Here is a 21,264-nt window from a genome sequence, read left to right on the forward strand (position 1 = left end):
CGGGCGGTGGCGGCCGGGTCGCGGCTGCACGAGGGCGGACTCGCCGAGCTGCGGGCCGCGGGCGGACGGCTGGTCGCGATCGAGGACGCGCGCGCGGCGGTGGCCGCGGCAGACCTGGTGATCGACGGGCTGACCGGGATCGGCGGGACGGGCGCGCTCCGCGAGCCGCACGCGTCGCTGGCGCGCGCGGCGTCGGAGGCGGCCGGGACCGTGGTCGCCTGCGACGTGCCGAGCGGCGTGGACGCGTCGTCCGGACGCGTCGAGGGGGCGGCCGTCCGGGCGGACGTGACCGTCGCGTTCGGGACGCTCAAGCCGGGGCTGCTGGTCGATCCCGGCGCGTCGTACTGCGGGGTCGTCGAGCTGGTGGACATCGGCCTCGGGCCGTATCTGGGCGATCCGGACGTGGTCGCCTCCACCGCCGAGGACGTCCGGCCGCCGCTGCCCGGGCCCGAGTCGGACAAGTACCGGCGCGGTGTCGTGGGTGTGCTCGCCGGGAGCACCGAGTTCACCGGGGCCGCGGTGCTGGCCGTGGGCGGGGCCGTCCACGGGGGAGCCGGGATGGTCCGGTTCGCCTCGGTTCCGCATGCCGTGGAGCTGGTGCGGCAGCGCTGGCCGGAGGCGGTGACCACGGTCGTCGAGCCCGGCGGGAAGGCGCTGGAGAAGATCGGCAGGGTGCAGGCGTGGGTGGTCGGGCCGGGCCTCGGCACCGGGCAGGACGCCGAGGACCTGCTCGGGGCCGTCCTGTCGACCGAGCTGCCGGTGCTGGTGGACGCGGACGGGCTGACCGTCCTGGCGCGCCGCCGCGACCTGCTGGCCAGGGACGCGCCGACGCTGCTGACGCCGCACGCGGGGGAGCTGGCCCGGCTGCTGGGCGGCGACCGCGCGGAGATCGAGGCGCGGCGGCTGGAGTGGGTCCGGCGGGCGGCGGCCGAGCTGGGCGCGACCGTGCTGCTCAAGGGCTCCACGACGGTGATCGCGGAGCCGGACCGTCCGGTGCGGGTGAATCCGACCGGGACGCCGTGGCTGGCGACGGCGGGGACCGGGGACGTGCTGTCCGGGCTGACCGGGGCGCTGCTGGCGGGCGGGATGTCCGCGCTGGACGCCGCCGCCGCGGGCGCCTACCTGCACGGACTCGCCGCGCGGCTGGCCGCCGGGGGCCCCTTCCCGGACGCCGGGGAGGCGCCGGTCGGCGCGTTCGACGTGATCACCGCCCTGCCCGCCGCGTTCCGAACTCTCCCATAGCGGGGTGAACTGCACGGTTCACTCGGACATCCAAGGGGGCGGGGGTCGGGCCGAGGCATCGGTCCGCGGCGGGCACACTGGAGTGACTATGAGTGATCCTGCGCAGGCGCGCATCGACCTGGACGCGATCAGCGGCAACATCGCCGTGATACGCGAGCAGGCCGGTGGGGCCGAGGTGATGGCGATGGTCAAGGCCGAGGCGTACGGCCACGGGCTCGTCCCGGCGGCGCGCGCGGCGCTGGCCGGCGGCGCGACGTGGCTCGGCGTGGCCAAGCTCGACGAGGGGCTGCGGCTCCGCGACGCCGGCGTGCGCGGCGTCCCGGTGATGGTCGGCCTCGGCGTCCCCGGCGAGGACTACGCCCGCGCCGTCGCCGAGCGGCTCGACATGGCGGTCGGCGCGCGCTGGCTGCTGGACGAGCTCACCGCCGCCGCCGAGAGCGCGGGACGCCCCGCCCGGATCCACCTGAAGGCCGACACCGGCATGTCGCGCGGCGGAGCCACCCCCGAGGACTGGCCGTCCCTGGTGGACGCGGCGCTCGCCGCCGAGGCGGCCGGGCTGGTGGACGTCGTCGGCCTGATGTCGCACTTCGCCTGCTCGGACGAGCTCGACCACCCGTCCGTCGCGCGGCAACTGGCGACCTTCACCGACATGGTCGAGGCGGCCGAGAAGGCCGGGGCGCGGCCCGAGGTGCGGCACCTGGCGAACTCCGCGGCGGCCCTCACGCTGCCGGACTCCCGGTTCGACCTCATCCGGCCCGGCATCGCGACGTACGGGCTGACCCCGGTGCCGTCGCTCGGTTCGTTCGGGCTGCGTCCGGCGATGACGCTGACCGCCTCGACGGCCCTGGTGAAGCGGGTCCCGGCGGGCAGCGGCGTGTCGTACGGGCACACCTACGTGACCGACCGGGAGACCACGCTCGCGGTCGTCCCGGCGGGGTACGGCGACGGCATCCCCCGGCACGGCTCGAACGTGATCGACGTGCTGGCGGCGGGGAAGCGCCGCACGATCGCCGGGCGCGTCTGCATGGACCAGTTCGTCATCGACCTCGGCGACGACGCCCTCGCGGCCGGCGACGAGGTCGTCCTGTTCGGCCCCGGCGACCGCGGCGAGCCGACCGCCCAGGACTGGGCGGACGCCCTGGACACCATCTCCTATGAGATCGTCACGCGCATCGGCGTCCGGGTCCCGCGTGTGTACGAGGGCGGGCCCGATCTCCGATAGCTACCCGAAGGCGACGGGAATGGACGCGAAGCACAAGCGCAGGATGGGCGTCGCGGGGGCCGTGGCGGGCCTCGGCGCGGCCGGGATCGGCGCGGCGGTCGGCATCCGGCACCTGGCGGTGGGCCGGGTCAGGCTGCGCCCCGACCCCGACGCGGACGAGCCGTTCGGCTCGCTGCGCGGACGTCCGCTCACGGTCACGGCGGACGACGGCGTGCCCCTGCACGTGGAGGTCGAGGGCCCGGACGACGCGGAGCTGACCGTGGTGTTCTGCCACGGCTACACCCTCAACCAGGACGCCTGGCACTACCAGCGGCGCGACCTCGCGCCCCGGACGGCGGCCGGCGAGCGCCTCCGCATGGTCTTCTGGGACCAGCGCAGCCACGGCCGGTCCGGCCGCGGTCCGCTGGAGCACGCGACCATCGACCAGACCGGGTCCGACCTGTACGAGGTGCTGCGAGCGACGGTCCGTCCGGGCGCGCCGGTGGTGCTGGCCGGGCACTCCATGGGCGGCATGTCGGTCATGGCGCTGGCGGACCGGCATCCTGAGCTGTTCGACGGCGGGCCGGACGCGTTGTGCCGCGTCCGGGGGGTCATGCTGGTCAACACCTCCTGCGGCGACCTGGCCGAGATGACGCTCGGGCTGCCGCTGGCGCTGATGAAGGTCGTCCGGCCGATCGCGCCGAGTGCGCTGCGCGGCCTCGGCCGGCAGGCCAGGATGGTGGACCGGGCCCGCGTGCTCGGCGCCGACCTGGCGTTCGTGGTCACCCGGCGAATGGCGTTCGCCGACAAGCATGTCAGCCCGAGCGTGGTGGACTTCCTGGAGCAGATGATCCGGGCCACACCGATCGACGTGATCGCCGAGTTCTACCCGGAGCTGGTCGGGCACGACAAGGCGGCGGCGCTGGAGACCGTCGGGCGCGTGCCGGTGCTGGTGCTGGTGGGCGGCCGCGACCGGCTGACCCCGGCCGCGCACGGCCGGCGGATCGCCGAGTCGCTGCCGGACGCCGAGCTCGTCGAGGTGGACCTGGCGGGCCACGTGCTGCCGCTGGAGTACCCGGGCGTGGTGACCGGCTCGCTGCGCCGGCTGGTCGACCGGGCGCTGCCGGAACTGGAGGAGGAGCAGGGCGCATGACGAGCGAGGGGAAGCCGACCGTGATCGAGGTGCCGACGGCCGAGGACATGCGGGTGCTGGGCGTCCGGCTGGCCGGGCTGCTGCGCGCCGGCGACCTGCTGGTGCTCTCCGGCGACCTGGGCGCGGGCAAGACGACGCTGACCCAGGGCATCGGCGAGGGGCTGAAGATCCGGGGGCCGGTGACCTCGCCGACGTTCGTGATCGCGCGGGTCCACCCGTCGCTCTCGGACGGGCCGTCCCTGGTGCACGTGGACGCCTACCGGCTGGGCGGTTTCGCCGAGCTGGACGACCTCGACCTGGACGCGTCGCTGGCCGAGTCGGTGACGATCGTGGAGTGGGGCGAGGGCCTCGCCGAGGGCCTGGCCGAGGACCGGCTGGAGATCGCCATCTCGCGCGGGCCCGCCGGGGCGTCCGAGCGGCGGGCCGTGAAGATCACCGGCGTGGGCGCCCGCTGGTCCGCCGTTCTGAATGATCTTGCCTGGTCGGACGGCCCGCGGCCGAGGTAAGTGGAAGGCGACCACCGCGCCGGTCCATGTCGTACTCTGTGCCGGACGAACCCGACATTCTGGATTCTGATCGGGAGTGGATCCGGTGAGTGGCAGCCATCGCAGCGGTGGTCACCGCGCCTCGCGCGGAGCTGAACCACGCGCCTCGCGCGGGAGTGGACCGGGCGCCTCGCGCGGGAGTGGACCGGGCGCCTCGCGCGGGAGTGGACCGGGCGCCTCGCGTGGAGCTGGACTGGGCGTGCCGCCCGGAGGCGGGTCGGGCATGCCCTCCGGCGGGGATCACCGTGCCGCGCGCGGCGGGGATTACCGCGCCGTCGCGCCCAGCGGTGAGTACCGCTCGTTCAGCGGCGAGACGCGGAACGGCGGATTCCGGCCCGGCGAGGAACGCCTCGGCGAATACGGCGGACTCTCCCGCGAACCGGGACCCCCGTCCGGCGAGTACGGGCCCCGCTCCGGCGAATACACAAACCCCTCCGGCGACCCCCGCGCCCGAAGCGGCGAGTACGGCCCCCGCACGGGTGAATATGGCTCGCGCACGGGCGAATACGGTTCGCGCAGTGGTGAGTACGGCCCGCGTGGCGGTGAGCACGGCCTCCAGAGCGGCGAATACGGCTCGCGTAGCGGCGAATACCGTTCGCGGAGTGGGGAGTACGCGCCTCGGAGCGGGGAGTACCGGACGCGCAGCGGCAGCCACCGGGTCGTCCGGGAGCGCCGGCGCGGCAGGCGGCTCGCGGCCGTGCTGCTCGGGGTCCTCGCGGGCGCGGCGGCCTGCGCGCTCGCCGCGGTCGTGATCGTCAACGGGTTCGGCGGCCGGGACCGGCACACCTCCGGGCAGGTCGTCGGCAGCGCGGCCGGGACCCCGGAGGCCAAGGCGGAGAAGACCGCCGTTCCGGACGCCTGCACCCTCCTGGACGCCAAGATCGCCGACCGGCTCGCGCCGCACGCCGAGCGCGGCCCCGCCGACAACTACGCCTCCAGCGACCGGCAGAACCAGTGCGTCTGGGGCGTCTACAGCGGCCGGAACCAGCGGCAGCTCAGCGTCGAGACGCGGGCGATCGCCGGGACGCAGGCCCAGAGCCCGACGGACGCCGCCCGCGCCGCGTTCGCGTCCGAGCGGACCGCCGACGAGTCAGGCAAGGCGCTGCTCGCCGGCCAGCGGATCACCGACAAGGTCCGCCTGAAAGGCCTCGGGGACGAGGCGTACGCCGTCTACAGCGTGGACGAGGACCAGGGGTCCGGCGCGGCCGTCACCAATGTCCGGATGGCGAACGTGCTGGTCACCGTGCACTACTCCGGCTCGCAGGGCAGCGACCCGATCGGCACCGACGACGCGCTCACCGGCGCCCAGGACGCCGCCCGCAGCGTCCTCGAAGCCCTCGCCCGCGACTGAGCCGCCTCCCACCGAGCCCTCCCACCTAGGCCGCCCGCCCGAGTCCGCCCGCCCGAGTCCGTCCACCCGAGTCCGTCCACCCGAGTCCGTCCACCCGAGTCCGTCCACCCGAGTCCGTCCACCCGAATCCACCCGCGGGAATCCGCCCACCGGAATCCGCCCGCAGCCGGCCTCTGGACCGCCGCGCGGCGGGGTATCAGCGTTACCACCGGTCGCACTCGACTACCCTTACGGTCCGTGCTGGTCCTGGCTTTCGACACCGCAACCGCCGCCGTCACCGTCGCGCTGACCGAGTGGACGCCGGGGGTCGCCGCACGGCCCCGCGCGGCCGTGGAGGCCATGTACGCGCGCAAGCACACCGAGGTGCTCACCCCCGAGATCGCGCGGGTGCTCGGCGAGGCGGGCGCGACCCCGGCCGACCTGTCCGCGATCGTCGTGGGCGTCGGGCCCGGCCCCTACACGGGCCTGCGGGTCGGCCTCGTCACGGCCCACGCGATGGGACGGGCGCTCGGCGTGCCCGTGCACGGCGTCTGCACGCTGGACGCGATCGCCTGGGAGTCCCGCCGCGAGGAGCCGTTCGCCGTCGCCACCGACGCCCGCCGCCGCGAGGTGTACTGGGCGCGCTACGACTCCTACGGCCGGCGCGTGACCGAGCCCGCCGTCGGCCCCCCCGCCGCCGTCCGCGAGGACGCGCCCGACCTGCCCGTGATCGGCGAGGGCGCCGGCCTCTACGCCGACGTCCTCGGTGACGCCGGCGGCCCGCTGGTGCCGTCCGCCGTCGCGCTCGCCGACCTGGCCGTCGAGCGGCTGTCCGGCCGCCCCGGGCCCGCGCTGCTCCCGGCCGAGCCGCTCTACCTGCGCCGTCCCGACGCCAAGGAGCCCGGGCCGCGCAAGAAGGTGTCCCAGTGACCGCCGCGCTGCGCGGCATGACGGCGGCCGACCTGCCCGCCGTCCACGCGCTGGAGCAGGCCCTGTTCCCCGAGGACGCGTGGAGCGAGCAGATGCTCCGCGACGAGCTGGCCGACCAGCCGCGCACCCGGCACTACGTCGTCGCCGAGGACGCGGGGGAGATCATCGGCTACGCCGGGCTCGCCGCCGCGGCCGACCAGGCCGACGTGCAGACCATCGGGGTCCGCTCCGACCGGCGCGGCTCCGGCGTGGGCGCCGCGCTGCTCACCGAGCTGCTGGACGAGGCGTCCCGGCGTGGCAGCGCGCAGGTGTTCCTGGAGGTCCGCGCCGACAACGACCCGGCGCGGCGGCTCTACGAGCGGTTCGGGTTCGTCCGCGTGGGGCTGCGCAGGCGCTACTACCAGCCGTCCGGCGTGGACGCGGTCGTGATGTGCCGCGAGATGGGCGTCCGCAAGGGCCCGGTCGGCTTCACCAGGGAGGAAGCATGATCCGCGACTCCGAGCCGCTGGTGCTCGGGATCGAGACGTCCTGCGACGAGACCGGGGTCGGGATCGTCCGCGGGCACACGCTGCTGGCCGACTCGATCGCCTCCAGCGTCGAGCAGCACGCCCGGTTCGGCGGCGTGGTGCCCGAGGTCGCCTCGCGCGCCCACCTGGAGGCGATGACCCCGACCGTCGAGCGGGCGCTCGCCGAGGCGGGCGTCGCGTTCAACGACATCGACGCGTTCGCGGTGACGGCCGGGCCGGGGCTGCCGGGCGCGCTGATGGTCGGCGTCGCGGCGGCCAAGGCGTACGCGCTGTCGCTCGGCAAGCCGCTGTACGGCGTGAACCACCTCGCCGCGCACGTCTGCGTCGACCAGCTCGAGCACGGCCCGCTGCCCAAGCCGTGCGTGGCGATGCTGGTGTCCGGCGGGCACTCGTCGCTGCTGCTCGTCCCGGACGTGGCGTCCGACGTGCGGTCCCTCGGCTCCACCGTGGACGACGCTGCGGGCGAGGCGTTCGACAAGGTCGCCCGGGTGCTGGACCTCGGCTTCCCCGGCGGCCCCGTGATCGACCGGATGGCCCGCGAGGGCGACCCGGCGGCGATCGCGTTCCCGCGCGGCAAGTACGCCGACGGCACCTACGACTTCTCGTTCTCGGGCCTGAAGACGGCCGTCGCGCGCTGGGTCGAGGCCAAGGAGCGCGCGGGCGAGCCGGTGCCGGTCGCCGACGTCGCCGCGTCCTTCCAGGAGGCCGTGGTGGACGTCCTCACCCACAAGGCCCTCAAGGTCTGCAAGGACAACGGCGTCAAGGACCTGCTCATCGGCGGCGGCGTCGCGGCGAACTCGCGGCTGCGCGCGCTCGCGCAGGAGCGCTGCGACCGGGCCGGCGTCCGGCTGCGGGTGCCGCGGCCGAAGCTGTGCACCGACAACGGCGCGATGGTCGCCGCGCTCGGCTCCGAGCTGGTCGCGAACGGGCTCGCCCCGTCCGACCTGGAGCTGCCCGCCGACTCCAGCCTCCCGATCGAGACCGTGACGCTGTAGCCACCCGGCCGGGCCCGGCCCGGCAGGCCCTCGGCACAGGGGCTGTCAGAGCAGGGTCTGGAGGTACTCCTCGGCGCGGGCCGCGTCCCGCTCGGACAGCACGCGGCCGGGCTCCTCGGGGAGCAGGTCGAGCAGGCAGCGCAGGTCCCAGTACGGGTCCTGGTCGTGGCCGCCCGCGACCTGGTCGAAGCACTCCCGGAAGCGGTCGGCGACGCGCACGCCGTAGCGCAGCGCGAGCCGCAGCCGCATCTGGCCGACGTCCACGCCGACCGGGCCGGACGACGCGTCCGACCAGTCCACGACGCCGGTGAGCCGCCCGCGCGACCACAGCGTGTTGTCCGGGTGGTAGTCGCGGTGGACGAACCGGGACGGCGCGTCCGGCGCGGGCCCGGACGCGATCTCGCACGCCCGCTCCCACAGCTCCGGACGCGTCGCGTGCTTCGGCGGCTGCCGCAGGTCCAGCCGGTTGCGCGGGATGTACGGCGGCATCGACGCCGCGCCGCGCAGCGCGTGCACCGGCAGCAGCGCCGCGGCGAGCTGGATCAGCACCTCGGGCAGGTCGTCCGGGACGGGCCGGGGCGGGTGCCCGGGCAGCCGGGTGAGCAGCAGCGCGGGCGCGTCGCAGTGGGCGCCCGCCGGGTCGGCGGCGACCAGCGCCGGGGTGGGGATCTCGCAGGCGGCGAGCAGCGTCAGCGCCGCGATCTCCCGCTCGGGGGAGAACTCCCCGTCGGCGAAGACCGTCGCCGCGCTGCTCCCGGATGTCCCGACCGCTCCGGAGACGCCCGGAATCCCGCCCGGGGCCAGCGGGTCGCGGGGCAGCCAGCGGCGCAGCACCAGCCGGTGCTCGCTGCCCGAGCCGCTCTCCACGACCAGCGCGTGGTTGGCGTGCGCCGTGCCGCCCGGCAGCGGGCGGATCGCCCGGATCTCGGCGCCCCGGCCGAAGCACTCGCGCACCCAGCGGACGGTGGCCGGGCTCGGCGGTGCGCCGACGGGCAGGGCGAGGGCCGGGGCGAGGGCCGGGGAGCGGGTCACGAGATCCATGAAAACGGATTCCGGCATGTGTCGAGTGTGGTTTGCCGAAGGCGGAACGTGAGAACGCGCACGTCGCGGAGGCGGGGCGCCCCCGCGTCGGCCGGCCGGCCGCGCGGGCGGGACGCCCCGCCTCCGCCCACCGTCCTCAGTCCTTGCCCCCGTCGCGGCGGGGGCGCAGCAGCGCCTCGGCCAGGGCGAGCATGGTCTCCTCCAGCGTGGACAGGCGCTTGAGCACGTCCTCGTGCACCGCCGTGACCTGCTTGGTGACGTCGCCGTGCACGTCGTCGACCTTGCGGCCGACCTCGTCCTGGACGGTCTCGAAACGGCGGCCCAGCGCGTCCTGCACGGCCTTGGCGCGGCGCGTGACCTCGTCCTGGACACCCTCGACCTGCCGGGAGAACTCCTCCTGGACGCCGCCGACCCGGCGGGACACGTCCTCGTGGATCGAGTCGACCTGCTTGGTGACGTCCTCGTGGATGTCGTCGATCCGCTTGGACACGTCGTCATGCACCCCGCTGACCTGCCGGGAGACCTCGTTGTGCACCGACTCCACCTGCTTGGTGACGTCGGAGTGCACCGACTCGACCCGGCGGGACACGATGTCGACCTGGGTGGTGAACTCCTCCAGCGCGGTGTCGACCTTGCGGGTGACCTCCTCGTGGATGCCCTCGATCCGCTTGCGGACGTCCTCGTGCACGTCCTCGAAGCGCCGGGAGAACTCGTCCATCCGCTTGGCCACGTCGCTGTAGGCCGTCTCGGCGATCTGCGACATGGTGGCCTTGACCTCGTCCCGGTCGGGCCGGGCGCGCAGCTCCTCGATCAGCGGGTCCACCGCGTCGGCGAGGTGCTTCTCCAGCGCGTCGAACCGGTCGCCGTGGTCGGCCGGCGGACGCTGCACCAGCTCGGCGACCTTGCGGTGCAGCTCGCCGATCTCCAGCGTGCCGGGGAGCCGGCCGATCCGCTCGTTGACGCCCTCGACCCGGTCGTCGACGCCCTCCAGGCGGCCGTCCAGCTTCTCCAGCTTGCCCGACAGCCCCTCGAGGCGGCCGTCGAGCCCCTCCAGCCGGCCGTCCAGGCCGTCCAGCCGGCCGCCGACGCCCTCGACGCGGCCGTTGACCGCCTCCAGGCCCTGCTCCACCCGGTCGGCCATCTCGCCGAGCGACTGGTCGACCCGGCTGGTCACGCCGGTGATGGAGTGGTCCAGCCGCTCCGCCCGGTGCCCCAGCTCGGCCAGGGACTTGTCCAGCCGGTTGAAGCGGACGGACGCGGCCTCCATGCTGCCCTGCAGCTTGTCGAGCCGCTTGGCCATCTCCTCCATGCGCTGGGCCGCCTGGCGGCTGGCGTCGGCGATGCCCTGGGCGGAGTCGAGCATGGCCTGCATCCGGGTGAGGCCCTCGTCGACGTTCTCGGCGACGACGCCGACGTCGGCCCACAGCGCCGGCAGTTCGGCGACCGGCTTGACCCGTTCGCCGACCGCCTCGATGTGCTCCGCGAGCCCCTCGGCCCACTCCGGGGGCTTGCTGGACAGGTCGTCGACCTGCCCGCGGACGCTGTCCAACTGCCCGGTGAGGCCGCTGAGCTCGCGCTCGCGCACCTCGCGGAGCAGCCACTCCATCCCTTCCAGGCGCTGCCGGATCTCGTCCAGGACCTGACCCTGGGAGCGCTGTTCGTAGACATGGTCCTGCGCCGCACGGGCGAGCAACTCCCGCATCCGATCCGAGACCGGTTGACCCCCCGTCTGCAGGAAGTTGTGATTCGTTTCCACCCGATGCTCCTTCGTGTGCCGACGCGGCGAATTAGCGTGCGGCAGTGATTTCCGAACGCTCACTGTAGTGCGTGCCGGGGGCGGCGTTATGCACTAGCAAGAAAAATTACGAGTTCTGTGGAATGGGCTTTGTCGCCCCACTGGCGAGATAGGTCACCGATCACCCTGGGAGGGGTTTTCTCCCTGTTTCGGGCGACGGTCCGCGTTCGCGGCGGTGGCTACCCCGGCACGGGCGGACACTCCGTCCGGGCACGGGGCCGCCGGGCACGGAACAAGTCCGCGCGACGCACCGAAACTTCAACGCGCAGGCAGGGGCGAGGAGGGTTCGGGCGGCGGACCGCGCACCCGTGCGGCGAGATACCGTCACGTGCGTGGCCGACCATTCCAGGATGGCATTCAGAACTGCTTCGGGAAGCGTTCGCGACGCGCCGATTAAGCGGTGCGTCAAATCACCTTGCCGGGTGCGCTGCATTCATTGGCGGACGGGATGCCGGAAAGTGCTCAGGATTTGCGCGATCGTGGCGCGCCACGCGGTCGTGCTTGGCCGCCGGAACCGGCGTGAAGATCATTGGGCTGGTTTCGGGCGTTCGGCGCGCGCCAGCACGGCCACCGGGTCGTCCCCGACCCGCGTCAGCACGACCGTGACCTCGCCCGGGTCGGGGGACGCCCCCGGAACCGGGCCGTTGCCCGCTTTGCCCATGTTCTTTCCCCTGGCCGGGCGCCTGCCGCCGCCGAAGCCCAGGTCCCGGCGCAACCGCTCGACGTCCGCCGCGAACCCGCGCTTCTTGATCGTCAGGGCGCCGGCGCCGCGCCGCCGCAGCTCCGCCCGGAGCCGCTTGACCGAGAACGGCAGCACGTCCTCGATCTCGTAGGCCGCCGCGAACGGGGTCGCCACCAGGCCGTCGGACGTGATGTAGGCGATCCGCGGATCGACCAGCCCGCCGCCGACCCGCGCCGCGACCTCGGCGACCAGATGCGCCCGGATGACGGCTCCGTCCGGCTCGTACAGGTACCGTCCCCAGCCCCGGACCTCCGGTTCGCCGAGCCCGTCGTCCGGCGTCAGCGTCACCACGCCCCCGGCCCCGTGCGAAGAGCCCGGTGATGCCGGGCGACCGGCCGGCGAAGGCCCGGAAGCCGCCTTCCGGCCCGCCTCCACCTGCGGATGTGCGAAGGAGGAGCCCTGGGCGGACGGGATGAGGGTGGCGCGGCGGCGGACGGCTCCGGCGAGGCCGCCGAGCCAGAGCGCGGCCTCCTTCACGTCCCCGCCGACCGAGATCCACTCGGCCTCCGCGCCGTCCGGGACGGCCTCGTGCGGGATGCCGGGCGCGACCTTCACGCAGGCCGCCGGGACGCTCCGCGCCATCTCCAGGACGACGTCCAGCGGCGGCTCGTACGCGCGCGGGTCGAACACCCGGCCGCGAGCGGTGCGGCGGCCCGGGTCCGCGAACACCGCGCCGTACCCGGACGGATCGGCCGCCGTCCCGTCGCCCGTCCGGACCGAGGCCGTCCCCTCGACCCCGAAGGCCGCGAGGTTGGCCGCCGCGACCTCGGCCGTCAGCGGGTCCAGCTCGACGCCGTCGCCCGGCACCCCGGCCAGGGCGCGCGCGAGGAGGTCGGCCCCGATCCCGCAGCCGACTTCCAACGTGCGGTGAATCTCTGGTGAATCCGCGAAGCGCCGGGCCCGGTAGGACGCCACTCCCGCGCGCGTCGACTGCTCCAGCCCGGCCGGGGTGAAGAACATCCGGGACGCGTCGTCCCCGAACTTGGCCCGCGCGCGGTCCCGCAGGCGGAGCTGGGTCAGCGCGGCGTTGACCAGGTCGGCCGGGAACCGGCCGCGCAGCCGCGTCGCCGTCGCGAGCAGGCCCGCCTCGGTGAGGTCCGCGCCGTCCGCCTCGGCGAGCAGGTCCCGGCCGAGCGGTGTCAGCAGGCCGCGGAACGCCTCGGTGTCCATAGCCTGGACGGTAGCGCCGGTGCGGACGTGCCGGGTCCCGCGCCCGGTCTCGACGCTGTCCATGACCGACCCGGACGCCGGCCGTGACCGACCCGGACGCCGGCCGTGACCGACCCGGACGCCGGCCGTGACCGACCCGGACGCCGGCCGTGACCGACCCGGACGCCGGCCGTGACCGACCCGGACGCCGGCCGTGACCGACCCGGACGCCGGCAGTGACCGACGCGAACCGGGTGCGGGAGCGGGCCCGAAACGGGCGCGCGACCAGGCAGGATCCGGGGCGTGACCGGGGTGGATCGGGCGTCCTTTCGGGACGAAAGGGGCGTTCGGCCGTCCCGAACCGACCCGCTCGGCGTGGTTCGTGTTGACGGCTTAACGGGTCGGGCATAGTCTCCATGACTGGCACTCTCAGTGTGAGAGTGCCAAACAGCGACAAGGTCGGTCTGGCACCCGCGACGACAGGCCGGTCCAGGGGACAAGGTCGGTCTGGCACCCGCGACGACAGGCCGGTCCAGGGTCGCCTCTCTTGTCATCTGTGCTGGTCGGCCCGTGAGGCCGGCCGAGGACCAATCGAAGGGGAGGTCTGATCGTGACGACCGCCACCAAGGTTGCTCTCAAGCCGCTTGAGGACCGCATCGTCGTCCAGCCGCTTGAGGCCGAGACCACCACCGCGTCGGGTCTGGTCATTCCGGACACCGCCAAGGAGAAGCCGCAGGAGGGCACCGTCCTCGCGGTCGGCCCCGGGCGCGTCGACGACAAGGGCCAGCGCGTCGAGCTGGACGTGAAGGTCGGCGACGTCGTGCTGTACAGCAAGTACGGCGGCACCGAGGTCAAGTACAACAACGAGGAGTACCTCGTGCTCTCGGCTCGCGACGTCCTCGCGATCATCGAGAAGTAATCACCGAGACGTGATGCACCCGCCCCGTCCGGCCGCCGTTGGCGGGCGGCCGGGGCGGCGCGCGTGATAGAGGAGATCAACCGCATGGCGAAGATCCTGGAATTCGACGAGGACGCTCGCCGGGCTCTTGAGCGCGGCGTCAACGCTCTCGCGGACGCCGTCAAGGTGACGATCGGCCCGCGCGGCCGCAACGTCGTCATCGACAAGAAGTTCGGCGCGCCGACCATCACCAACGACGGCGTCACCATCGCCCGCGAGGTGGAGCTCGAGGACCCGTACGAGAACCTCGGGGCCCAGCTCGCCAAGGAAGTGGCGACCAAGACCAACGACATCGCCGGTGACGGCACCACCACCGCGACCGTCCTCGCCCAGGCGCTCGTCCGCGAGGGCCTGCGCAACGTCGCGGCCGGCGCGTCCCCGCTGTCGCTGAAGCGCGGCATGGACGCCGCCGCCCAGTACGTGTCCGACCAGCTCCTCAAGACCGCCCGCGAGGTGGAGGAGAAGGGCGAGATCGCGCACGTCGCGACCATCTCCGCCCAGGACGCCCGGATCGGCGAGCTGATCGCCGAGGCGTTCGAGAAGGTCGGCAAGGACGGCGTCATCACCGTCGAGGAGGCCCACACCATGGGCCTCGAGCTGGAGTTCACCGAGGGCCTCCAGTTCGACAAGGGCTACCTGTCCCCGCACATGGTCACCGACCCCGAGCGCATGGAGGCCGTCCTGGAGGACGCCTACGTGCTGATCGTGGACGGCAAGATCTCCAACGTGCAGGAGTTCCTGCCGCTGGCGGAGAAGGTCGCGCAGACCAAGAAGCCGCTGCTGGTCGTGGCCGAGGACGTCGAGGGCGAGGCCCTGGCGCTGCTCGTCGCCAACAAGATCCGCGGCACCTTCCTGTCCGTCGCGGTCAAGGCCCCCGGCTTCGGCGACCGCCGCAAGGCGATGCTCGGCGACATGGCCGTCCTCACCGGCGGCCAGGTCGTGTCCGAGGCGCTCGGCCTGAAGCTCGACGGCATCGGCATCGAGGACCTGGGCCGCGCCCGCCGCATCACGGTGGACAAGGACTCCACCACCATCGTGGACGGCGAGGGCAGCGCCCAGGAGATCGCCGACCGGGTCAACCAGATCAAGGTCGAGATCGAGAACTCCGACTCCGACTGGGACCGCGAGAAGCTCCAGGAGCGCCTGGCCAAGCTGTCCGGCGGCGTGTGCGTGCTGCGCGTCGGCGCCGCGACCGAGGTCGAGCTCAAGGAGAAGAAGCACCGCCTGGAGGACGCCATCTCGGCGACCCGCGCGGCCATCGAGGAGGGCATCGTCTCCGGCGGCGGCTCCGCCCTGGTGCACGTCGCCAAGGAGGGCTTCGAGGCCCTCGGCCTGACCGGCGACGAGGCCACCGGCGCCGAGGCCGTCCGCCGCTCCCTGGTCGAGCCGCTGCGCTGGATCTCGGAGAACGCGGGCCAGGAGGGCTACGTCGTGGTCTCCAAGGTCCAGGAGCTGGAGGCCGGGCACGGCTACAACGCCGCCACCGGCGTCTACGGCGACCTGATCGCCGAGGGCGTCATCGACCCGGTCAAGGTCACCCGCTCCGCCGTCACCAACGCCGCGTCCATCGCCGGCATGCTGCTCACCACCGAGGCTCTCGTCGTCGAGAAGCCCGAGGAGGAGGAGCCCGCCGCCGCCGGTCACGGCCACGGACACGGCCACGGCCACTGAGTTGATTGAGCCTTCGGCTCCGCTGGGCTCGCCCGCCGGCTCGCCCAGCGGACCGACAGCTCGTGCGAGTGCGGCATCGCTTCGCGATCAGCCGGGTGGGGGCTCGCCTTCGGCGTCGCCCCCGCCCGGTTGGTAACGCACTCGCGTGCGCGTACCGGTCCCCGTTCCCGAACGGGGACCTTTCGCGTTCTCGGGGTGGGGTCGGCCGGTGTCCGAAAGAGGGGGCGTGCGGGTGCTCGTGCCTTTTCCTGTGCGCTTTCACGTGCGTTTTCCCATGCACGCGGAAGGGCTACCGGCCGGGGTCGAGTGACCGCGTTTCGTGGTATTCGGGCGGGTCGTCCGTGCACTGTGACCATTCCGTTGCCGTGGACAGTGGAGACAGGTCCGGGCCCGCTGGGCATCATGCTCTACGTGACCGAGGGATGCTTCGCCGGGACGACGACCGCGCGCGCTACCGAACCCTCGGAGGGTCCGGCGCCGCCCGAACCCGCCGACGGCGGGCACGAGGGGCGGGCGCTGCGGGCCGTCCCGGTGCGGGTGCCGCGCCCGGCCGGTCCACCGGACGGGGACATGCGGGAGCTGACCAGCCTCGCCGTCCAGGGGGACCCCGCCGCGATCGAGGTGCTGATCGCCGAGGTGCGGCCGATGGTCGTGCGGTACTGCCGGGCCCGGCTCGGCCGGGTGTCGGGGCAGTATCACATCGCCGACGACGTGGCGCAGGAGGTCTGCATCGCGGTGCTGTCGGCGCTGCCGCGCTACCGCGACATGGGCCGTCCGTTCGCCTCGTTCGTGTTCGGCATCGCCGCGCACAAGATCGCCGACGCGCTGCGCAGCGCGGTGCGCGCCGCCGTGCCGACCGAGGACCTGCCGGACGGTCCGGACGAGGGGCCCGGCCCGGAGGAGACGGTCGTCCGGTACATCGAGGCGCAGCGCGCCCGGGACCTGCTCACCCGGCTGCCCGACCACCAGCGGGAGCTGGTGCTGCTGCGCGTCGTCGCCGGACTGTCGGCGGAGGAGACCGGTAATGTGCTCGGCATGTCCGCGGGGGCCGTCCGGGTCGCCCAGCACCGCGCCCTCGCCCGGCTGAGGGCGATGGCACGAGAGGAGTCGATCGCTTGACGGAACGGAGCCGCGGCGCCCCGGATCCGACCGAGTCCCCCTCCCAGGACGATGCTCCCAGCTCGGCCGACCTTTCCGCTCTGTACCGCACCGACGCGCTGATCGAGGCTCTCTCGGCGCGCGCCCTCCCCGGCCCCCCGCTGCCCCTCGTTCCGGACGTGCCCCGCCGCCCGCTCGGCGCGCGCCCCGCCGCCGACCCGGCGTTCGGCCTGCTCAGCGCCCTGGTCTCCGATGTGGACGACGGGCTGCCGGAGGTCTCCGGGGCCCGTCCGCGCCTGCACCGGGCCGCCGACGCCGTGGTCCGCCACCGGGCCGACGCGGTGGTCGCCGACGGTGCGGCGTCCGGAGACAGCGGCCTCCGGGACGACCCGGATCACAGCGTTCCGGCGTCCCCGGACGCGGCCGACGCCGCCCACGCGGACGGCACGTCCCGTCCGGACGGCGACGGGGACGTCCCAGAGCAGCCGGAGAGCAAGCCGTCGCGGCGCGGACCGCGGACCATCGTGGCCCTCGGCGTGGTCGGCGCGGTGCTGGCCACCACCGGCGTGGCCGCCGCGGGCGGTGGGCTCGTCGGGTCGTCGGCCGACACGTCCGCGATGCGGATCGCCGGGAAGCCGCGTCCGTCCGGCCTGCCCGGGACGGGCGGCGGTGGCGCGTCGTCCGCGCGCCCGCAGTCGCCCGCCGCGCGTCCTCCGGTGTCCGCGCCGGGACGCGGGCGCGACCAGAAGACGCAGAACGGCGGGCCGGGCAGGGGAACGGCGAAGAAGAACGGGCCCGTGAGCGAGGAGGAACGGCTCAGGAAGCGGCTGAACGACCTGCTGAAGGGGCGTCCGCCGCAGCGTCCGCAGACGCACACCGATCCGGTCGCCGAGACGCGCCGCCGGCTGGCCGAACTCCGCAGGCGCGCCGAGCAGCGCCGGAACCGCCACCCCCACCACTGAGAACCGCCGGTCCCGGCCGGTCCGGAGCCGGCGCCTCCTTCGGCTGAGGCCGTCGGCGGCGGGCGGAGGCTAGGAGTTGCCCTCCTCGCTGTCGATCACGCCGTCCACGTAGCCGCGGGCGTACTCCCAGCTCACGTAGTCGACGGGGTCGGGCGCGAGGGCGGGTTCGTGGACCCGGGGCAGCCCCTCGTCCAGCAGGTGGCGCAGGTTGCCGTGCAGCAGGTCCCAGTCGATGTAGTGGATCTTGCCGCAGTCGCCGCAGTCCACGGTGAGGCCGCGGACGCCGAGCGGTTCGAGCAGGGCGCGGAAGACCTCGAGGTCGGCGAGGTCGGCGAGCACGTCCTCGCGCTCCGCCACGCTGAGCGGAGCGACGTCCTCCCCGGGGTCGCCGAGCGAGGCGGCCGGATCCTCCGGGTCGCCGGCGAACGGGTCGAGCGGGGCATCGTCGTGCACGACTCCACGCTACTGCGCCATCCCCGCCGAGGTGCACCCCCCGGTCTCCTCTGAGCGCGAACGCCCACCGGGCGCCAGCGGCGCGGCGCGCGGGAAGGGCCGTCCGGAAAGGGAATGCGGGGGCGCGCGGGGTCGTTGCACACCGTAATCGGGGAGCGGCGGACGTGTCGTGAAAACCACCCTCGGCGTGCCGTGAACGGGCCGGGCGGCGGGGCGGGACGCCCTACCATGGGAGGCACACCGCCGAAACCTCGTGTGACACCGCTTGACCTGGTCGGATACCGCGCAAGGAGCCGTGATGAACCCCGCAGAGCCCGCCAAGTTCCTCCCGACGGGGCTGACCTTCGACGACGTGCTGCTGCTGCCGGGGTATTCGGACATGATGCCCGGGGAGGCCGACACCACGACCCGGCTGACCCGCGAGATCTCGCTGCGCATCCCGCTGCTGTCGGCTGCGATGGACACCGTGACCGAGGCCCGCACCGCGATCGCGATGGCCCGCCAGGGCGGCATCGGCGTGCTGCACCGCAACATGTCGATCGAGGACCAGGCGTCCGAGGCGGACAAGGTCAAGCGGTCCGAGGCCGGGATGATCACCAACCCGGTGACCTGCCTGCCGGACGCCACCCTCGCCGACGTCGAGCAGATGTGCGCGCGCTACCGGATCTCCGGGGTGCCGGTCACGGACGTACGAGGCGTCCTGGTCGGAATCGTGACGAACCGGGACATGCGCTTCGAGACCGACCTGTCTCGCCCCGTCCGCGAGGTGATGACGGCGATGCCGCTGATCACCGCGCCGGTGGACGTGTCGAGAGACGAGGCGTTCCGGCTGCTCGCCACCAACAAGATCGAGAAGCTGCCGCTGGTGGACGACCAGGACCGGCTGCGCGGCCTCATCACCGTCAAGGACTTCACCAAGAGCGAGCAGTACCCCGCGTCCAGCAAGGACGCCGAGGGCCGCCTGCTGGTCGCCGCCGCGGTCGGCGTCGGCGAGGACGCGGTCCGGCGCGCGAAGGCGCTGATCGAGGCGGGCACCGACGTGGTGATCGTGGACACCGCCCACGGCCACTCCAAAGGCGTCGCCGACACCATCGCCGCGATCAAGGCCAACGCCCCCGGCGTCCAGCTCGTCGGCGGCAACATCGCCACCTACGCCGGCGCGAAGGCGCTGGTCGAGGCCGGCGCGGACGCGGTGAAGGTGGGCGTCGGGCCGGGCTCGATCTGCACCACCCGCGTCGTCGCCGGGGTCGGCGTCCCGCAGCTCACCGCCATCTTCGAGGCCGCCCGGGCGGCCAAGGAGGCCGGCGTCCCGGTCATCGGCGACGGCGGCATCCAGTACTCCGGCGACATCGCCAAGGCGATCGTCGCGGGCGCCGACACCGTCATGCTCGGCAGCCTGCTCGCGGGCATCGAGGAGTCGCCCGGCGAGCTGATCTTCGTCCACGGCAAGCAGTACAAGTCGTACCGCGGCATGGGCTCGCTCGGCGCGATGCGCAACCGCGAGCGCGGCGGCTCCTTCTCCAAGGACCGCTACGCCCAGGCGGACGTGTCGCAGGAGGAGAAGCTGATCCCCGAGGGCGTCGAGGGCCAGGTGCCCTACCGCGGCCCGCTCGCGAGCGTCGCGCACCAGCTGGTCGGCGGGCTGCACCAGTCGATGTGGTACGCGGGCGCCCGGACCATCCCCGAGCTGCAGGAGAGCGGCCAGCTGATGCGCATCTCCAGCGCGGGCCTGCGGGAGAGCCACCCGCACGACATCCAGATGACGGTCGAGGCCCCGAACTACCAGGGCCGCTGACCGGCGGTAGTCTCACGGGCGTGTTCTCCGGTTCGGCGGGGAATGCCGTAGATCATGGCGTCCGTCGCCGCCCGCGTCCGCGGGGGAGCGCGGGGGACGCCGCGTAGCGACACCACGACGACTGGGGAAAAGGAACCGCTGTGGCTGCTGAGGTGGAGATCGGCCGGGGGAAGAGCGGCCGCCGGGCCTACGCGTTCGACGAGATCGGGATCGTGCCGTCCCGGCGGACGCGCGACCCCGAGGAGGTCAGCGTCGCCTGGCAGATCGACGCCTACCGGTTCGAGATGCCGCTGGTCGTCGCGCCGATGGACAGCGTCGTCTCGCCCGCGACGGCGATCGCGGTGGGCCGCCTCGGCGGCCTGGCCGTGCTCGACCTCGAGGGCCTGTGGACCCGGTACGAGAACCCCGAGCCGCTGCTGGCCGAGATCGCCTCGCTGGACGACGTCCGCGCGACCCAGCGGCTCCAGGAGATCTACTCCGCGCCGATCAAGGAGGAGCTGATCGGCCGCCGGATCGCCGAGGTCCGGGAGGCGGGCGTGACGGTCGCGGCGCGGCTGTCCCCGCAGCGCACGGCCCAGTTCCACAAGGCCGTCATCGACGCCGGCGTGGACCTGTTCGTCATCCGCGGCACCACGGTCTCGGCCGAGCACGTGTCCGGCCGCGCCGAGCCGCTGAACCTCAAGCAGTTCATCTACGACCTGGACGTCCCGGTCATCGTCGGCGGCTGCTCGACCTACACCGCGGCGCTGCACCTGATGCGGACGGGCGCGGCGGGCGTGCTCGTCGGCTTCGGCGGCGGCTCCGGCCACACCACCCGCACGGTGCTGGGCGTGGCCGTGCCGATGGCGACCGCGGTCGCCGACGTCGCCGCGGCGCGCCGCGACTACATGGACGAGTCGGGCGGCCGGTACGTCCACGTCATCGCCGACGGCGGCATGACCAACTCGGGCGAGATCGCCAAGGCGTTCGCCTGCGGCTCGGACGCGGTGATGGTCGGCTCCCCGTTCGCCCGCTCGACCGAGTCGCCCGGCCGCGGCTACCACTGGGGCTCCGAGGCGCACCACGGTGACGTCCCGCGCGGCACCCGCCTCGACCTGGGCACGATCGGCACGCTGGAGCAGATCCTCTACGGGCCGTCCCACGTGGCGGACGGCTCGATGAACCTCATCGGCGCCCTCCGCCGCTCGATGGCGACGGCCGGCTACACCGAGCTGAAGGACTTCCAGCGCGTCCAGGTGGTCGTCGCCCCGCAGGGACACTGACCCGCCCCGCAGGGACACTGATCTGACCCGGAGGCCACCCACCGGCCTTCGCGGCCCTCGGCCGACGTATTCGACGAACGGCCCCGCCCTTGTCGGGCGGGGCCGTTCGCGTGTGCCGGGCGGTTTCTAGCTTCCGGCCCCGGCCTGTTGCGGCTGCGGTGCGGCGGGAGCGGCCGGGGCGTCGGCGGCGCCTTTCGCCGCCGCGTCCGAACCGGTCGCTCCGGAGGCGGGGTCGGCCATCCGGGCGGGTGAACCGGCCGTGGCGCTGGGCGTGCCCGTGACCGTCACGGACGAGTCGGCCGTCGCGCTGGAGGCGGTGGCCGAGGGAACGGCGCCGCCTGTGCCGCCCGCGCCGCCCGCGTGCGGGGCGGCCGGAGGTGCGGCCGGGGCCTTGGGCGGGTGCTGGGCGGTCACG

18 protein-coding genes and 1 pseudogene are annotated in these 21,264 nt (G+C 74.0%); 14 read left to right on the forward strand and 5 right to left on the reverse strand.

Going from position 1 to position 21,264, the window contains the following annotated elements; translation table 11 throughout:
- The 8 genes from DZF91_RS02560 to tsaD form a co-directional block, all read left to right on the forward strand.
- On the forward strand, nt 1–1,242 hold a 1,242-nt coding region (locus tag DZF91_RS02560), incomplete at its 5' end, for an NAD(P)H-hydrate dehydratase (RefSeq protein WP_117355907.1).
- 88 nt (nt 1,243–1,330) lie between these two features.
- Nucleotides 1,331–2,464, forward strand: a complete 1,134-nt coding sequence (alr, locus tag DZF91_RS02565) for an alanine racemase (RefSeq protein ID WP_117355908.1) — start codon at nt 1,331–1,333, stop codon at nt 2,462–2,464.
- 19 nt (nt 2,465–2,483) lie between these two features.
- Entirely contained in the window at nt 2,484–3,596 is a 1,113-nt protein-coding gene (locus tag DZF91_RS02570; protein ID WP_117355909.1) for an alpha/beta fold hydrolase, read from the forward strand.
- The gene (gene tsaE / locus DZF91_RS02575) at nt 3,593–4,102 is read left to right on the forward strand and encodes a tRNA (adenosine(37)-N6)-threonylcarbamoyltransferase complex ATPase subunit type 1 TsaE (protein WP_117355910.1); all 510 of its coding nucleotides are present in this window, start codon (nt 3,593–3,595) and stop codon (nt 4,100–4,102) included. Before DZF91_RS02570 ends, tsaE begins: the two co-directional genes overlap by 4 nt.
- A 736-nt stretch (nt 4,103–4,838) precedes the next feature.
- Nucleotides 4,839–5,492, forward strand: coding sequence for a hypothetical protein (locus DZF91_RS02580; protein WP_117355911.1), 654 nt, complete (start codon nt 4,839–4,841; stop codon nt 5,490–5,492).
- 237 nt (nt 5,493–5,729) lie between these two features.
- Nucleotides 5,730–6,401 (forward strand): tRNA (adenosine(37)-N6)-threonylcarbamoyltransferase complex dimerization subunit type 1 TsaB, encoded by a 672-nt coding sequence (gene tsaB, locus DZF91_RS02585; RefSeq protein ID WP_117355912.1) that lies wholly within the window; start codon nt 5,730–5,732, stop codon nt 6,399–6,401.
- Complete coding sequence (rimI, locus tag DZF91_RS02590) at nt 6,398–6,889, forward strand: ribosomal protein S18-alanine N-acetyltransferase (protein WP_235834028.1); 492 nt, start codon at nt 6,398–6,400, stop codon at nt 6,887–6,889. Before tsaB ends, rimI begins: the two co-directional genes overlap by 4 nt.
- Nucleotides 6,886–7,923 carry a tRNA (adenosine(37)-N6)-threonylcarbamoyltransferase complex transferase subunit TsaD gene (gene tsaD, locus DZF91_RS02595; RefSeq protein WP_117355913.1) on the forward strand — a complete coding sequence of 346 codons (1,038 nt, stop codon included), beginning with the start codon at nt 6,886–6,888 and terminating at the stop codon, nt 7,921–7,923. Before rimI ends, tsaD begins: the two co-directional genes overlap by 4 nt.
- A gap of 45 nt (nt 7,924–7,968) precedes the next feature.
- Here tsaD and DZF91_RS02600 read toward each other — a convergent pair whose 3' ends face one another.
- From DZF91_RS02600 to DZF91_RS02610, 3 genes are all read right to left on the reverse strand, one after another.
- Entirely contained in the window at nt 7,969–8,982 is a 1,014-nt protein-coding gene (locus DZF91_RS02600) for a phosphotransferase family protein (RefSeq protein WP_235834029.1), read from the reverse strand.
- Nucleotides 8,983–9,100: 118 nt separating this feature from the next.
- The gene (locus DZF91_RS02605) at nt 9,101–10,666 is read right to left on the reverse strand and encodes an apolipoprotein A1/A4/E domain-containing protein (protein WP_199486353.1); all 1,566 of its coding nucleotides are present in this window, start codon (nt 10,664–10,666) and stop codon (nt 9,101–9,103) included.
- A 619-nt stretch (nt 10,667–11,285) separates the two neighbouring features.
- A complete protein-coding gene (locus DZF91_RS02610) occupies nt 11,286–12,671 on the reverse strand; it encodes a THUMP-like domain-containing protein (RefSeq protein ID WP_117355922.1) in 1,386 nt (461 codons plus the stop codon).
- 589 nt (nt 12,672–13,260) lie between these two features.
- Here DZF91_RS02610 and groES point away from each other — a divergent pair.
- From groES to DZF91_RS02630, 4 genes are all read left to right on the forward strand, one after another.
- Nucleotides 13,261–13,569, forward strand: coding sequence for a co-chaperone GroES (groES, locus tag DZF91_RS02615; protein WP_034487853.1), 309 nt, complete (start codon nt 13,261–13,263; stop codon nt 13,567–13,569).
- Between the two features lie 84 nt (nt 13,570–13,653).
- Complete coding sequence (gene groL, locus DZF91_RS02620; protein WP_117355916.1) at nt 13,654–15,279, forward strand: chaperonin GroEL; 1,626 nt, start codon at nt 13,654–13,656, stop codon at nt 15,277–15,279.
- Between the two features lie 570 nt (nt 15,280–15,849).
- A complete protein-coding gene (locus DZF91_RS02625) occupies nt 15,850–16,398 on the forward strand; it encodes a sigma-70 family RNA polymerase sigma factor (RefSeq protein WP_117355923.1) in 549 nt (182 codons plus the stop codon).
- Entirely contained in the window at nt 16,395–17,339 is a 945-nt protein-coding gene (locus DZF91_RS02630) for a hypothetical protein (protein ID WP_117355917.1), read from the forward strand. The genes DZF91_RS02625 and DZF91_RS02630 overlap by 4 nt, the downstream gene beginning before the upstream one ends.
- 69 nt (nt 17,340–17,408) lie before the next feature.
- On the opposite strand, the gene DZF91_RS02635 is transcribed toward DZF91_RS02630, so the two are convergent.
- Nucleotides 17,409–17,792: a DUF5319 domain-containing protein gene (locus DZF91_RS02635; protein WP_026415270.1), complete on the reverse strand. Its 384-nt coding sequence runs from the start codon at nt 17,790–17,792 to the stop codon at nt 17,409–17,411.
- Nucleotides 17,793–18,090: 298 nt separating this feature from the next.
- On the opposite strand from DZF91_RS02635, the gene guaB reads away from it, so the two are divergent.
- Together guaB and DZF91_RS02645 are read left to right on the forward strand one after the other, a co-directional pair.
- Nucleotides 18,091–19,587 (forward strand): IMP dehydrogenase, encoded by a 1,497-nt coding sequence (gene guaB, locus DZF91_RS02640; RefSeq protein ID WP_117355918.1) that lies wholly within the window; start codon nt 18,091–18,093, stop codon nt 19,585–19,587.
- Nucleotides 19,588–19,739: 152 nt separating this feature from the next.
- The gene (locus tag DZF91_RS02645) at nt 19,740–20,849 is read left to right on the forward strand and encodes a GuaB3 family IMP dehydrogenase-related protein (RefSeq protein WP_117355919.1); all 1,110 of its coding nucleotides are present in this window, start codon (nt 19,740–19,742) and stop codon (nt 20,847–20,849) included.
- 126 nt (nt 20,850–20,975) lie between these two features.
- Here the strand turns inward: DZF91_RS02645 and DZF91_RS41495 are convergent.
- Nucleotides 20,976–21,264, reverse strand: a pseudogene (locus tag DZF91_RS41495) (hypothetical protein); the annotation flags it as partial.

Source organism: Actinomadura logoneensis (genome assembly GCF_003428695.1).
Classification (GTDB): Bacteria; Actinomycetota; Actinomycetes; order Streptosporangiales; family Streptosporangiaceae; genus Spirillospora; species Spirillospora logoneensis.

Excerpts from the sequence above, each read along its gene's own strand:
- guaB (WP_117355918.1), top strand. The coding sequence starts at position 18,091 with ATGAACCCCGCAGAGCCCGCCAAGTTCCTCCCGACGGGGCTGACCTTC.
- groL (WP_117355916.1), top strand. The coding sequence starts at position 13,654 with ATGGCGAAGATCCTGGAATTCGACGAGGACGCTCGCCGGGCTCTTGAG.
- DZF91_RS02600 (WP_235834029.1), bottom strand. The coding sequence starts at position 8,982 with ATGCCGGAATCCGTTTTCATGGATCTCGTGACCCGCTCCCCGGCCCTC.
- DZF91_RS02610 (WP_117355922.1), bottom strand. The coding sequence starts at position 12,671 with ATGGACACCGAGGCGTTCCGCGGCCTGCTGACACCGCTCGGCCGGGAC.
- DZF91_RS02625 (WP_117355923.1), top strand. The coding sequence starts at position 15,850 with ATGCGGGAGCTGACCAGCCTCGCCGTCCAGGGGGACCCCGCCGCGATC.
- tsaE (WP_117355910.1), top strand. The coding sequence starts at position 3,593 with ATGACGAGCGAGGGGAAGCCGACCGTGATCGAGGTGCCGACGGCCGAG.
- DZF91_RS02605 (WP_199486353.1), bottom strand. The coding sequence starts at position 10,666 with ATGCGGGAGTTGCTCGCCCGTGCGGCGCAGGACCATGTCTACGAACAG.
- tsaD (WP_117355913.1), top strand. The coding sequence starts at position 6,886 with ATGATCCGCGACTCCGAGCCGCTGGTGCTCGGGATCGAGACGTCCTGC.
- DZF91_RS02570 (WP_117355909.1), top strand. The coding sequence starts at position 2,484 with ATGGACGCGAAGCACAAGCGCAGGATGGGCGTCGCGGGGGCCGTGGCG.
- alr (WP_117355908.1), top strand. The coding sequence starts at position 1,331 with ATGAGTGATCCTGCGCAGGCGCGCATCGACCTGGACGCGATCAGCGGC.